Origin of the sequence: uncultured Desulfovibrio sp., from assembly GCF_949282365.1 — a bacterium.
Taxonomy (GTDB): Bacteria; Desulfobacterota; Desulfovibrionia; order Desulfovibrionales; family Desulfovibrionaceae; genus Desulfovibrio.
This window is the reverse complement of the sequence record NZ_CASDOY010000056.1, coordinates 1-13,197: the sequence shown is the minus strand read 5'-3', so window position 1 is coordinate 13,197 and position 13,197 is coordinate 1. Positions and strand designations below refer to the sequence as shown.

Here is a 13,197-nt window from a genome sequence, read left to right as displayed (position 1 = left end):
GCCGTTGAGCAACGCTGCTCTGGTTCGCGTCCACTTGTCAAAAATCGCCGGTTCGCCCCGCTGTACAAAGTTGCCGCTCATTACCGCCACTGATGCCGGCTTTGCCTTTTCTCCACCCCCGTGTCCGCACACTGTGCCCGGCCACGAACGGGAACAGCGTCAGGCCCGTGCTTCACCGCGCTCCTTCTTCATGATTTGAGCGCGACGATTTGGCGGCGTGCGCCGAAGGCGCTGTGCCGCCCGCCTCGGCGCGCCGTCACGGCACCGGGGATCAAGGCGGGGCAGGGGGTGCAGGGGGCCTGGGGCTGCCCAAGCCCCGGCCCCCTGCCGCCGCGTCGCGCAGGCGCCACTGCGCAGCTCCCCTCCCCTAAAACGCAAAAGGGGCCGGCCTTCCTGTGAAGACCGGCCCCGTACCGAACGGAGGACTTACAGCGGGCTGCCGGCATCCCCCTCAGCTGCCGGCGGCGCAGCCGCTAAAAGAAGAAGAACCACTGGTCCACCACGGCGAACATGGGCATGGCGAAAAGCACGCTGTCCGCGCGGTCCAGGATGCCGCCGTGACCGGGCAGCAGGTTGCTGGAGTCCTTGACGTTGACCGAGCGCTTGAGGGCGGACTCGAACAGATCGCCCACCTGGGCGAAGGCGTTGATGGCCACGCCCAGCGGGATGAAGGCCCACCAGCTGGCGCTGCCGAAGGCCGCGCCGTAGATGGTGCAGAAGATGACGCAGCCCACCAGGCTGCCCACGGCCCCTTCGGAACTCTTGTTGGGGCTCACGCGGGGCCAGAGCTTGTGGTGGCCGAAGCGGGTGCCCACGAAGTAGGCGGCGGTATCGGAGATGGCCACGGCCGCCAGCACGAAGACCAGCTTGGTGGTGGAAAGGTAGGTGGCGGGCAGCAGGAGCAGGGGGATGTAGGCCAGCCCGGCCATGAAGATGCCGCTGGCGGCGAAGGCGGGCACGCCGTCTTCTTCCACCACGTTCCAGCGGAAGAGGAAGCTCATGGCCGCCAGCACGAAGCCCGCGCCCAGACAGACGAGGGCGTCCTGCGTGCGGTGGGCCCAGGTCAGGGAGAGCATGCCCCAGCCGAGGGCGATGGCGCAGATGCGGCTGGGGATGCGCTTGTTGCCCCAGAACAGGGAGAAGAATTCCCACAGGCCCAGCGCCGCCACCAGCAGGATGACGGCGAGCAGCACCCAGCCGCGCAGGACGAGGGCGGCGATGACGATGGCGGCCAGCACAAGGCCGGTGATGATGCGGCGGATATCGGTGGCGTGATCAACGGCCATTGATTTGCTCCTGGGTTTTCCCGAATCGGCGCGAGCGTCCGGCATAGACGGCCAGGGCCTCGTGCAGGGCCTCCACGCCGAAGTCGGGCCAGGGCGTGGGCGTAAAATAGAACTCGCTGTAGGCGCACTGGTAGAGCAGGTAATTGCTCAGGCGCTGTTCTCCGCTGGTGCGGATGAGGAAATCGGGGTCCGGCTGGCCGGCGGTGTACAGATGGTCCGCCAGGCTCTGTTCGGTGACGTCTTCGGGGCGCAGGCCCTCGTCCATCATGGAGCGCACGGCGCGCACCAGTTCGGCGCGGCCGCCGTAGTTGAGGGCCAGATTGAGCACCATGTCCGTATTGGCCGCCGTGCGGCGCAGGCCGTGGCGCAGGGCCGTGCGGGCGGCCAGGGGCAGGGCCTCCATGTCGCCCAGGATGTTCAGGCGGATGCCTTCGCGCTCCATGCGGGGCACTTCCTGGCCCAGGAATTCCAGCAGCAGGGAGAACAGGGCCGAGACTTCCGCCTTGGGGCGCGACCAGTTCTCGCTGGAAAAGGTGTACAGGGTCAGGTGGCGGATGCCCAGACGGCGGCATTCGGTCACGATGGTGCGCACGGTCTCGGCCCCGGCACGGTGCCCGGCCTCGCGCGGCAGGCCGCGCGCCTGGGCCCAGCGGCCGTTGCCGTCCATGATGATGGCCAGATGCACGGGAAGATGGGTCAGGATCTCGCTCATGGCTCCTCTCTGCGCCGTCACGGCGCGACGCGCAACAGGCGACGCGCGGCGGAAACGAGCGCGGCCCGGGACCCCAGGGGCTGGCCGGGCCGCAGGAAAAACGTCCGGGAGCGCGCGGGCGCTCCCGGGGATGGACGCTAGATGTCCATGATCTCCTTTTCCTTGGCCTGGCTGCGCTTGTCGGCATCAGCCACGAACTTGTCGGTCAGCTTCTGCACGTCGGCTTCGGCCTTCTTCTGTTCGTCCTCGGTGATGGACTTTTCCTTTTCCAGCTTCTTCAGGGAGTCGTTGGCGTCGCGACGCACGTTGCGCACGGCCACCTTGGCGTCTTCGGTGTACTTGCGGGCCACCTTGACCAGTTCCTTGCGGCGTTCCTCGGTCAGCGGGGGGATGCTGATGCGGATGATGCGGCCGTCATTGACCGGGGTCAGGCCCAGGTCGGACTTGAGGATGGCTTTTTCCACCACCGAGATGCCGCCCTTGTCCCAGGGCTGGATGGTGATGGTGCGGCTGTCGGGCACGGCCACGGAGGCCATCTGGGAGATGGGGGTGGGGGTGCCGTAGTAGTCGGCCTTGATGCCGTCCACCAGGGCGGTGGAAGCGCGACCGGTGCGCAGTTTCTGGAAGTCGCGCTCCAGGGCGGCCATGGCTTTTTCCATGCGTTCCTCGGCATCGAGCAGGATGGTATCGATATCCATAAAATCTCCTTGCGGACGTGTGTTGCAGAATGACCGGGGCCCGGGCACAGACTGCGCGGCCCCATGCGGCGCGCTGCCTGTCTTCCGGCGCCCTGCGGCCGAAAATCCGACGGCGGACGGGGGACGGCGCCCGTCCCTAGCAGTCATGCACGATGGTGCCCACCTGCTCGCCCAGCACGGCGCGGCGGATGTCGCCGCCCAGCATGCGGCAGACGATGATGGGCACGTTGTTGTCGCGCACCAGGGCGAAGGCGGCCGCGTCCATGACGCCCAGATGGCGGGACAGGGTCTCGTCATAGCTCAGGCTGTCGTACTTGACGGCGTCGGGATACTTGGCGGGGTCCTTGTCGTAGATGCCGTCCACCTTGGTGGCCTTGATGATGGCGTCGCACTGCAGTTCCATGCCGCGCAGGGCGGCGGTGGTGTCGGTGGTGAAATAGGGATTGCCGGTACCGGCGGCGCAGATGACCACCCGGCCCTTTTCCAGATGGCGCAGGGCGCGACGCCGGATGAAGGACTCGCACACTTCCTGCATGTCGATGGCGGACAGGACGCGGGTGGGATAGCCGAATTTTTCCAGCATGTCCTGCACGGCCAGGGCGTTGAGCACCGTGGCCAGCATGCCCATATAGTCGGCGGAGGAGCGTTCCATGCCCTTGGCGGAACCGGAAAGGCCGCGGAAGATGTTGCCGCCGCCGATGACCAGGGCCAGTTCCACGCCCATGTCGAGCAGGCCGCCTATCTCCTTGCAGATGGTGCCCACGGTTTCGGGATCGATACCCGTTTTCTGCTGTCCGGCCAGGGCCTCGCCGCTCAGTTTGAGCAGCACGCGCTTGTACTTGAGTTCAGCCATGAGTTCCGCCTTGGTTGAAGCCGGTGGTACCGGCCGTTGCTTTCCGGGATCGTCCGGCGCCATGACAGCGGGCATTCGGACGCGCTCTTTTTACTCTAGCAAAAAATATCACTATCTCAAAGCCTTTTTCCCGGCCCCTCCCCGCCGTGCGGGCTTCCGGCCGGGGCATCACAGGGCGCGGGCCAAAGCCGGCGCATGACGTCAGGAGGAAGGAGGGCCGAACCGTGCGGCACGGGGCCGTGTTCACCGGCGGCATGGGGGCATGTGGTGATGTGCGCGCCGTGCGGGCACGGGGCCGTGCGCGGGGGGGACCCTGCACGTCGGGCCCGGCACATTTGCCTGGCTCCGGCTTTTGCGCTATCGGGAAAATATCCCGAACCGAAGCCGGTCACGGATCCGGCAAGGAGTCTCCATGCTCGAATGCACCAACCGTTTTGAGGACCGCGCCTTCCTCCTGCTGCTGGCCGGCGTTTCCCTGGCCTTCCTCTGGATGCTGCGTCCCTTCTTCGACGTGATCTTCTGGAGCATCGTCATCGCCCTGCTCGCCACGCCGGTCTATGACGCCCTGCAGCGGCGGGGCCGTCTGGGGCGCAATCTGGCCTCCCTGACCTGCGTGCTCCTGAGCCTAGTGCTCATCATCGTGCCCTGCGCCTATATTTTCTATACCTTCATCAACGAGGCGGCCAGCCTGTACGCGCGCCTGACCGCCGGCGGCCATGACATCCACGAGACCCTGGAAAAACTGCGCCAGGTGGCGCCCGGCGTGCAGGAATGGCTGACCCGCTACGGCTACGGGCCGGAGGTCATCAACCAGAAACTTTCCGAGCTGGCGGTCAGGATCAGCGGGCTGGTGGCGCGCAATACCGTGGCCCTGGGCGGCAGCACGGTGACGTTCATCGTCGATCTCTGCATCGTGCTCTATCTGGCCTTCTTCCTGGTGCGCGACGGCCAGCAGCTGCGCGTGCTGCTCATCCGGGCCCTGCCCTTCGGCGACCACCGCGAGAACCTGCTCTTCGCCAAGTTCGCCGAAGTGCTGCGCGCCACGGTCAAGGGCAGCCTGCTGGTGGCCATGGCCCAGGGCGCGCTGGGCGGCCTGATCTTCTGGATCCTGGGCATCAAGGCCCCGGTGCTCTGGGGCGTGGTCATGACCCTGCTCTCGCTCATCCCCGTGGTGGGCGCGGGCGTGGTCTGGGCGCCGGTGGCCGTCTATCTGCTGCTCACGGGCGACCATGTGTCCGGCGTGGTGCTGCTGGCCTACGGCGTGTTCGTCATCGGCCTGGCGGACAACATCCTCCGCCCCGTCCTGGTGGGGCGCGACACCAAGCTTCCCGACTTCATGGTCCTGCTCTCCACCCTGGGCGGTTTTTCGCTGTTCGGCATGGACGGCTTCGTGACCGGCCCCATGCTGGCCGTACTCTTCGTGACGGTCTGGAAGATCTTCATGGACGAATTCAAGCCGCCCCTGAGTCTGGACGGCAGCGCCCCGGAGGCCACGGCCCCGGACGGCACAGCGCCAGGCGACAAGGCTGCGGACGGGGACGGGCGGCGCGGCGACACGGCATAGGGCGTATCGACACAAATTTTACAATCCATTTCAAATAAACAGGGGATATCGGCCAGGCACGTCCGGTACAGGATGCGTGCCGCAGGCTCCCGCGCTCATCTGGGAAAGCGCGCCGGGGAAAGGATGCGGGCTTCCCCTTCCCCCCGAACACGCTGCGGCCGGTATCGGCACGCCCTGATCCGGCGCGCGCACGGCTCCGGGACGGCAGCGTTCCAGACGGGAGGCGCGACGGGACGGCATGGCCCCGGCGCGGCACGCCCCTGGGAAACAGCGTCCCGGACGCTGCGCCTTCGTACGGGGCAGCGCGGGGTGACAGCGCCCCACACGGGGATGCTCCGTGACGGCACGACGTTGCAAGACATCGCCCCGGGCGGCACAGCGCCAGACAGCACAGTCCCGGAGCGCGGACGCTTCGGACGGGACAGCATCCCCCGGAGCACGGACGGTGAAAGACCACCCGGCACGCGGGTGGTCTTTCACGTCCTGCAAGCGGCGAAAAAATAGGGGACGGGATCACGGCACCCGTCCCCGTGTACGGCGGCCTCCCACAGCCGCCGCACCGGAAGAAGGGACGAGGGAAAGGAGGAGAACCTGTTGCCTTCTTCCGAAAATTCCCGCTGTTCCGGCGGCAGGCGGTCGCGGCCGCTGCAGGGGCTGCGCGGGGGCCCGGGACACTCGGGCCGCCCGCCCCCGGCCGGGCTGCGGGACACATCAGGCCGCGGCTGCGCCGGAACAGCTAATGTTCCAGACGGCGCACCCGCACCTGGTCGATGCGGTTGCCGTCCATCTTCACGATCTTCATTCGCCAGCCCTGGATGCGCACCCGCTCCCCTTCGTGCGGGATATGGCCCAGGGCCTCCAGCAGCAGGCCGGCCAGAGTGGCCGAGGAGCTGCGCGGCGGCAAATGGATGCCCAACCACGAGGTCACGGCGTCCACGGTCAGACGACCGGGCATGATCCAGGAGCCGTCGGGCTGGCGGCAGGCTTCGGGGCCCGCGGGCATGTCGCCCATCTGCCCGGCCAGCACGCTCACCAGATCCGTGGGCGTGATGCAGCCCACCACGCTGCCGTATTCATCGCGCACGAAGGCCAGGGGCGTGGGCTCCTCGCGGAAGGTCTCCAGCATCTCGGTCAGGGAGGCGTGCTCGAAGACCGTGGGCGCGGGTCGCAGCAGGGGCAGGATGCTCCAGCCCTGCGCGTCTTCGCCGTCCTGCGCCGCGGGCATGCCGGGACCGGACGCCGGGGCCGCCATCTTTTCGGGGGCCGCGCCGGACGCTCCCCGGCCCGCCGGCGTCGCGCCGGGCGTCAGCACCGCCAGGTCCCCGGTATGGATCACGCCCAGCACCTCGTCCCTGTCCGGGTCCAGCACCGGCAGCCAGGGGGAGAGGCTCTCGCTGGCGAAACGGCAGGCCGTGGCGTAGTCGGCGCCGCTGTCCAGCCAGCGCACCCGGTGGCGCGGGGTCATGATGAAGCGGGCCGTGCGGCCGCTCAGGCGGATCACGCGGGCCACCATGTCGCGCTCCTCAGGCTCGAACAGGGGCTGGCCCTCGCTCTCGCTGGCCAGGGCCGCAGCGTCGCGCCGGGCTTCTTCCTCTCCGGGGCGGCCGCCGCCCAGAAGGCCCAGCACGGCCATGGCCATGGATTCGCGCATGTCGCGCATGCTGATGCGCTTGCGCCGGTTGCGCAGGGCCATCTGGTTGCAGATCTCCACCAGCACCGAGAAGCAGATGGCCGCGTAGAGATAGCCCTTGGGGATGTGGTAGCCCAGGCCGTCCATGAGCAGGCTCAGGCCGATCATCAGCAAAAAGCCCAGGCAAAGGATGATGACCGTGGGGTGGCGCTCCACGAAGCTGGTCAGGGGCGCGGCGGCCATGACCATGACCGCCATGGCCACGATGACGGCCAGCATCATCACCGGGATATGGTCCACCATGCCCACCGAGGTGATGATGGAATCCAGGGAGAAGACGGCGTCCAGCACCAGGATCTGGATGATGACCTGCCAGAAGCCGGAGCGTGTGGGGGCCGAGGAATATTCGGCCATGCCGCCTTCCAGGCGTTCGTGCAGTTCCATGGTGCCCTTGAGCAGCAGGAAGATGCCGCCGCCCATGAGGATGAAATCGCGCCAGGAAAAGGCCTTGCCGAAGATCGTGACCAGGGGCTCCGTCAGGCTGACGATCCAGGCGATGGCGGAAAGCAGCACCAGGCGCATGAGCAGGGCCAGCCCCAGACCGGTCAGGAAAGCCCGGCGGCGCTGGGCCTGCGAATGCAGGCGCGAGGTGAGGATGGAGATGAAGACGAGGTTGTCGATGCCCAGCACGACCTCGAGCACGATCAGGGTGCCCAGCCCGGCCCAGGCCGAGGGATCGGCGATCCACGAGAAATCCCACATGGGAGCGTTCCGCCTCCTTGCGGCAGGTTGATGACGAATCGGACCGGCCTTCCGTCCCCGTTGCGCATGCCGGACTGTTTGGAAGCAGCGTAGCCCCCAAGGCGTCAGCAAAGCGTCGGCACGGACGCCGGTCCTGAAAAAAAAGCAAAAAAAAAGAGGGGCCGGAGCCCCTCCTGGGATCATCGTACGGACAGCCTATTCGGCGGCCAGCTGGATGCGGCTGAAGCCGGCGACCTTGATGTCGCCGCCCACGGTCTTGGCCACTTCGCGCACCACGTCGTTCATGCTCTTCTTGTCGTCGCGGATGTAGGCCTGTTCCATGAGGCAGACTTCCTTCTGGAACTTCTTGACGGCGCCTTCGGCGATCTTTTCCACGATCTGCTCGGGCTTGCCTTCTTCGCGGGCCTTCTGGCGGTAGACTTCACGTTCGCGTTCCATGGCGGCGGCATCCAGGCTGGCGCCGTCCAGGGCCATGGGATTGGTGGCGGCCACCTGCATGGCCACGTTCTTGGCCAGTTCCTGCACTTCGGGCTTGGCGGCGGTCTCGGCGCTGTCGCAGGCCAGGTCCACCAGCACGCCGATCTTGCGGTTGGCGTGGATGTACTGGCCGATCACTTCGTTGTCGTTGCGGGTGTGACGGGTGAAGTTGCCGAGCTGCATGTTCTCGCCCACGGAGGCGATGAGCTGGGTCACGTCTTCGCCCACCAGGCCCTTCAGGGCTTCGGCGTCGGCGGGATCGCTGTCCAGCACGCTCTGGGCCACCTTGGCGGCCAGGGCTTCGAACTGTTCGCCGCGGGCCACGAAGTCGGTCTCGCAAAGCAGGGCGGACATGGCCACGGTCTTGCCGTCAGCGCTCACGGCGGCCATCACCAGGCCTTCGCTGGTGGCGCGGCCGGACTTCTTGGCGGCCTTGGCCATGCCCTTCTGGCGCAGCCAGTCGACGGCCTTTTCCAGGTCGCCTTCCACTTCCACCAGGGCTTTCTTGCAGTCCATCATGCCGGCGCCGGTCTTGTCGCGCAGTTCCTTCACCATAGCGGCGGAAATAGCCATTGTATTCTCCTGTGTATCCGGCCTGGGCCGGAGCAAGATTCAAAAAGATCGCGCAGTGCGCAGGGTGGCGGCACAGCCCGCTGGCCGCGCCGCCACCACATGGAAGCATGGGGATCCGGGGCCTTGCGGCTCCGCTTCCGCTCTCGTCCGCCGGACGTTCCCGCGGACGCGGGCGCCGGCAGGCGCCCCGGGGCCAGAGGCCCCGCCGTGACTACTCGGCGGCGGCTTCGGTCTCGGCGGCCTTCTGCATGGCTTCTTCGGCGTTGGCTTCGGCCACGGCGCCGTCCTTCATCTGGGCTTCGCCTTCCTGGCAGGCTTCGGAGAAAGCCGTCACGAACAGCTTGATGGCGCGGATGGCGTCATCGTTGCCGGGGATGATGTAGTCGATGACATCGGGGTCGCAGTTGGTATCGGTCACGGCCACGATCGGGATGCCCAGCTTGCGGCATTCCTTCACGGCGATGTCTTCGCGATGGGGGTCGATGATGAAGGCCAGCTGGGGCAGGCGATCCATGTTCTTGATGCCGCCCAGGGTCTGTTCCAGCTTCTGCATCTCGCGTTCCAGGAGCAGGATCTCCTTCTTCTGGTAGCGGTTGATGCTGCCGTCGGCGAACATGCCTTCCAGCTTCTTCAGGCGTTCCACGCTCTTCTGGATGGTGACGAAGTTGGTCAGGGTGCCGCCCATCCAGCGGTTGGTCACATAGAACTGGTTGGCCTTGGTGGCTTCGGCGGCCACGGCTTCCTGGGCCTGGCGCTTGGTGCCGATGAACAGCACCTTGCCGCCCTTGGCCACGGTGTCCACCACCTTGTCATAGGCCACGCGGAACAGCTTCACGGTCTGCTGCAGGTCGATGATATGGATGCCGTTGCGGGCGCCGAAGATGTAGGGACGCATCTTGGGGTTCCAACGACGGGTCTGATGACCGAAATGCACGCCGGTTTCCAGCATCTGCTTCATGCTGACGTAAGCCATTTTCCAATCCTCCAAAAGGGTTGTGATCTTCCACACCGGCCCTGACCCTGCAACCCGGCCCGCCGCCGCTCCGGCCCCCTGGCCGGTCGGCAACGAAAAATGCGCCGCAGCGCATTGCCGGGCACCCCGGGCCGCTGCCGGAGTGTGCTTCGATGAACGAGCTTCCATAGACCAAAAGCCCGCAAATGGCAAGCCCCGGCAGGCCGGGAGGCCAAAGAAAGGCCGCGGGCAAAAAGAAAGGCCCCCGCAAGGGGGGCCTGACCGGGGAAGACTGCGGCGGTGCCTGTCAGCGCTTGCTGGCCTCATGACAGGGGCTGCTGCCGTTCCGTGGCCGATACCGGTACCGGGGTCGCGACGCGGCGCGCGGCCGGGTCCGTGGGTTCTCCCGTACCGGGGATCTGGTGTGAAAACTGTTCCGGGGCCCGGGCTCCCGGCCGGCTCCGAAGGAGGGACGAGCCGGCCGGGAAGGGGTCTGTTTCAGGAGGAGGAAGGAGGAAGGTCGGTATATCCTGATTCCGTCCCGCCCGCAGGGGGGACAGGCGGGACGGAGGAAGAAGGTTTGGGGGAAGGGGAGGTCCGTCAGGCTGTCCGCTGCGCCGCGGCCTGTCGCCGGCCGAAGCAGCAGGAAGGCCATGCGGCTGCGGCGCCGGGGCGGACGGTGGAAAAACGGCTCTGTTGCATGACGGACCTCCCTGTAAGGAAGAAGACGGTATGGCACGGTATATCTGGTCGGCGCTGTCCCCGTAGCGGTGGCAGGCCGACGGGCCTGTCCTGGACGATGCCGTTGTTGTTCCGGGTATAGCAACGGCCGTGCCAATATTATTTTATTCTTTTTTACCAATATGTTATAAAAATTTCTCTGCCCGGGTGCCCCGGCCTCTCCGGCGGGCTGTACAGAAATTAAACAGTTTTTTCCTGCCATCCCGGCAGGTTGTATAAAAATTGGACGCCCGCCCTCCCTGCGGCGCGTGGCTGCATGTTTTCTGGACAGTCCGCTCCGCCGCCGCACCGGCACGGCCTGTCCCACGGAGCGGCGGATACGGGAGCGCATGGACAGGGACGATGCGTTTGCGCCGGCATCCGGCAGCCTGCGCCGGATACGGGAGCGCGTGGACGGACACGTCGCTCCCCGGGCCGGTCGGCCACGGGGATGGGGACCCGCCCCATCGGCAGCCGGCCCCGGCTTCGGGCCTTTGTGCGGGGACGCGGCCGCGCGCCCGTGCCACCTGCCCGCGCATCCTCGCGGACGCCCCAAAAGCCTTCCCCGGTGCCGCGCGCTCCCTCACGGCCGTTCCCCGGTCGCCGCCGGGCGCAGCACGCTCTTTGCAAAGCGGGGGGCTCCATAGTATAGCCCAACGATATGAATGCCATCAACGAACCTTCCCTGAAAGGATCCCGCATGAACAGTCATGGTTTCGCACTCGTCACCGAACGCCGCCTGCACGAAGTGGGCGGCACGGCCCGTCTCTGGAAACACGGCGTCACCGGCGCGCAGCTGCTCTCGGTCAGCAATGCCGACGAGAACAAGTGCTTCGGCGTCAGCTTCCGCACCCCGCCCACGGACTCCACGGGCGTGGCCCACATCCTGGAACATTCCGTGCTCTGCGGTTCCGACAAGTACCCGGTCAAGGAACCCTTCGTGGAACTGCTCAAGGGCTCGCTGCAGACCTTCCTCAATGCCTTCACCTTCCCGGACAAGACCTGCTACCCCGTGGCCAGCGCCAACCTGCAGGACTTCTACAACCTCATCGACGTCTACATCGACGCCGTCTTCCACCCCCGCATCAGCGAGGACATCTTCCGCCAGGAAGGCTGGCATGTGGAGGCCGGGGACACGGCAGGCCCCTGGACCTACAAGGGCGTGGTCTATAATGAGATGAAGGGCGCCTATTCCTCGCCCGACTCCGTGCTGGCCGAGCAGAGCCAGCAGGCCGTCTTCCCGGACATGCTCTACAGCCTGGACTCCGGCGGCAACCCGGAGGTCATCCCCGACCTGACCTACGCGGCCTTCCGCGACTTCCACAGCCGCTACTACCATCCCTCCAACGCGCGTTTCTTCTTCTGGGGCGACGACCCGGAAGAAAAGCGCCTGGAGATCGTGGCCGCGGCCCTGCAGGGCTACACGGCCCGGCAGGTGGATTCCGCCGTGCCCCTGCAGCCCCGGCGCGGCACGCCCCGGCAGATGGAAGTGCCCTACGCCGCCACCGACGGCCAGAAAACGGCCCTGTTCACGGTCAACTGGCTGCTGGGCGAACGCGGCGACGTGCATCAGGCCCTGCTCATGGAGATGCTGGAACACATCCTCGAAGGTCTGCCCGGCTCGCCCCTGCGCAAGGCCCTGATCAGCTCCGGTCTGGGCGAGGACACCACCGGCTGCGGCCTGGAGACCGACCTGCGCCAGATGTACTATTCCACCGGCCTCAAGGGCGTGGACCCGCGCAAGGTGCAGCAGGCCGAGCTGCTGATCTTCGACACCCTGGCCGCCCTGGCCGAGGACGGCATCGACCCCGCCGCCGTGGAAGCCGCCGTCAACAGCGTGGAGTTCTCCTACCGCGAGAACAATTCCGGCCGCTTCCCGCGCGGGCTCTCGGCCATGATCCAGGCCCTGTCCACCTGGCTCTATGACGGCGACCCGCTGGCCCCGCTGGCCTGGGAAGGCCCGCTGGCCGAGATCAAGGCCCGTCTGGCCGCCGGGGAAAAGCTCTTCGAGCAGGCCATCCGCGAGCATTTCCTCGACAACGAACACCGCGCCACCGTGGTGCTGCTGCCCGACGCCCGTCTGGCCGGGGAGCGCGAGGAACGCGAGGCCACCCGCCTGGCCGCCGTGCACGCGGCCTGCTCCGACGCGGAACGGCAGGCGCTGGTGGACGCCACCCGCCGCCTGCAGGCCGCGCAGGAGGCCCCGGACAGCCCCGAGGCCCTGGCCACCATCCCCAGCCTGGGCATGGACGCCCTGCCCCTGCGCAACACGCCCGTGCCCTGCGCGCAGGCGGAGCTGGCCGGCGGCCGGACCTGGCTGGCCCACGAGCTGCCCACCAGCGGCATCGCCTATACGGCCCTGCTCCTGCCCCTGGACGCCGTCCCGGCCCGTCTGGAGCCCCTGCTGCCCCTCTTCGCCCGCGGCCTCACCGAAGTGGGCACCGCCCGCCGCGACTTCAGCGAACTGGGCGCGCGCATGGCCGCCAAGACCGGCGGCGTGGGCGCCGATCCCCTGCTGGCCACCACCCGGGGGGAACGCGGCCTGGTCAAATATCTGAGCGTGGCGGGCAAGGCCGTCTATGACAAGCTGCCCGACCTGTTCGACATCTTCCGCGAGATCCTGCTGGAGCCTTCGACGGACCGCGACGTGCGCCTGGAGCGCCTGCGCCAGATGCTGCTGGAAGACAAGGCCCGCCTGGAACACGGTCTGGTGGCCGCCGGCCATGCGGCCGTGGGCTCGCGCCTGCGCGCCCACTTCACGCCCTCGGGCCTGCTGGCCGAGCGCCTGTCGGGCATCAGCCAGCTCATGGCCGTGCGCGGGCACCTGCAGCGTCTGGACAGCGATCCCGACAGCCTGCTGGCCGATCTGGACGAGCTGCGCCGCCTCATCGTGGCCGCGCCCGGCGCCCTGGTGGACTGCACGGCCGAGAGCGCCGGTCTGGCCGCCGCGCAGCGGCAGGCCGCCGGCCT

At 67.3% G+C, this 13,197-nt stretch carries 10 protein-coding genes; 2 read left to right on the top strand and 8 right to left on the bottom strand.

Translation table 11 applies throughout. The features are described from left to right. The 5 genes from Q1X76_RS09030 to pyrH form a co-directional block, all read right to left on the bottom strand. The coding region (locus Q1X76_RS09030; protein WP_300719379.1) for a nucleotidyltransferase family protein at positions 1 to 90 on the bottom strand (90 nt) is incomplete at its 3' end. A gap of 383 nt (positions 91 to 473) precedes the next feature. Further along, positions 474 to 1,286 (bottom strand): phosphatidate cytidylyltransferase, encoded by an 813-nt coding sequence (locus Q1X76_RS09025; RefSeq protein WP_300719378.1) that lies wholly within the window; start codon positions 1,284 to 1,286, stop codon positions 474 to 476. After that, entirely contained in the window at positions 1,276 to 1,998 is a 723-nt protein-coding gene (locus Q1X76_RS09020) for an isoprenyl transferase (protein WP_300719376.1), read from the bottom strand. Before Q1X76_RS09020 ends, Q1X76_RS09025 begins: the two co-directional genes overlap by 11 nt. A 137-nt stretch (positions 1,999 to 2,135) precedes the next feature. Further along, positions 2,136 to 2,696 carry a ribosome recycling factor gene (gene frr / locus Q1X76_RS09015; RefSeq protein ID WP_300719374.1) on the bottom strand — a complete coding sequence of 187 codons (561 nt, stop codon included), beginning with the start codon at positions 2,694 to 2,696 and terminating at the stop codon, positions 2,136 to 2,138. Between the two features lie 136 nt (positions 2,697 to 2,832). After that, positions 2,833 to 3,549 carry a UMP kinase gene (gene pyrH, locus Q1X76_RS09010; RefSeq protein WP_300719372.1) on the bottom strand — a complete coding sequence of 239 codons (717 nt, stop codon included), beginning with the start codon at positions 3,547 to 3,549 and terminating at the stop codon, positions 2,833 to 2,835. A 412-nt stretch (positions 3,550 to 3,961) separates the two neighbouring features. On the opposite strand from pyrH, the gene Q1X76_RS09005 reads away from it, so the two are divergent. After that, positions 3,962 to 5,113 carry an AI-2E family transporter gene (locus tag Q1X76_RS09005; RefSeq protein WP_300719370.1) on the top strand — a complete coding sequence of 384 codons (1,152 nt, stop codon included), beginning with the start codon at positions 3,962 to 3,964 and terminating at the stop codon, positions 5,111 to 5,113. A gap of 736 nt (positions 5,114 to 5,849) precedes the next feature. On the opposite strand, the gene Q1X76_RS09000 is transcribed toward Q1X76_RS09005, so the two are convergent. From Q1X76_RS09000 to rpsB, 3 genes are all read right to left on the bottom strand, one after another. Then, entirely contained in the window at positions 5,850 to 7,505 is a 1,656-nt protein-coding gene (locus tag Q1X76_RS09000; RefSeq protein ID WP_300719368.1) for a transporter associated domain-containing protein, read from the bottom strand. A 195-nt stretch (positions 7,506 to 7,700) separates the two neighbouring features. After that, positions 7,701 to 8,555, bottom strand: coding sequence for a translation elongation factor Ts (gene tsf / locus Q1X76_RS08995; RefSeq protein ID WP_300719366.1), 855 nt, complete (start codon positions 8,553 to 8,555; stop codon positions 7,701 to 7,703). Positions 8,556 to 8,766: 211 nt separating this feature from the next. Beyond that, a complete protein-coding gene (gene rpsB / locus Q1X76_RS08990; protein ID WP_300719364.1) occupies positions 8,767 to 9,528 on the bottom strand; it encodes a 30S ribosomal protein S2 in 762 nt (253 codons plus the stop codon). Positions 9,529 to 10,927: 1,399 nt separating this feature from the next. On the opposite strand from rpsB, the gene Q1X76_RS08985 reads away from it, so the two are divergent. After that, positions 10,928 to 13,197 (top strand): insulinase family protein (locus Q1X76_RS08985; RefSeq protein WP_300719363.1); only part of this gene is annotated, 2,270 nt, incomplete at its 3' end.

What these genes read in the sequence shown, in the direction of transcription:
- pyrH (WP_300719372.1), bottom strand. Translation starts at nt 3,549, where the DNA reads ATGGCTGAACTCAAGTACAAGCGCGTGCTGCTCAAACTGAGCGGCGAG.
- Q1X76_RS09005 (WP_300719370.1), top strand. Translation starts at nt 3,962, where the DNA reads ATGCTCGAATGCACCAACCGTTTTGAGGACCGCGCCTTCCTCCTGCTG.
- Q1X76_RS09020 (WP_300719376.1), bottom strand. Translation starts at nt 1,998, where the DNA reads ATGAGCGAGATCCTGACCCATCTTCCCGTGCATCTGGCCATCATCATG.
- Q1X76_RS09000 (WP_300719368.1), bottom strand. Translation starts at nt 7,505, where the DNA reads ATGTGGGATTTCTCGTGGATCGCCGATCCCTCGGCCTGGGCCGGGCTG.
- Q1X76_RS09025 (WP_300719378.1), bottom strand. Translation starts at nt 1,286, where the DNA reads ATGGCCGTTGATCACGCCACCGATATCCGCCGCATCATCACCGGCCTT.
- rpsB (WP_300719364.1), bottom strand. Translation starts at nt 9,528, where the DNA reads ATGGCTTACGTCAGCATGAAGCAGATGCTGGAAACCGGCGTGCATTTC.
- frr (WP_300719374.1), bottom strand. Translation starts at nt 2,696, where the DNA reads ATGGATATCGATACCATCCTGCTCGATGCCGAGGAACGCATGGAAAAA.
- tsf (WP_300719366.1), bottom strand. Translation starts at nt 8,555, where the DNA reads ATGGCTATTTCCGCCGCTATGGTGAAGGAACTGCGCGACAAGACCGGC.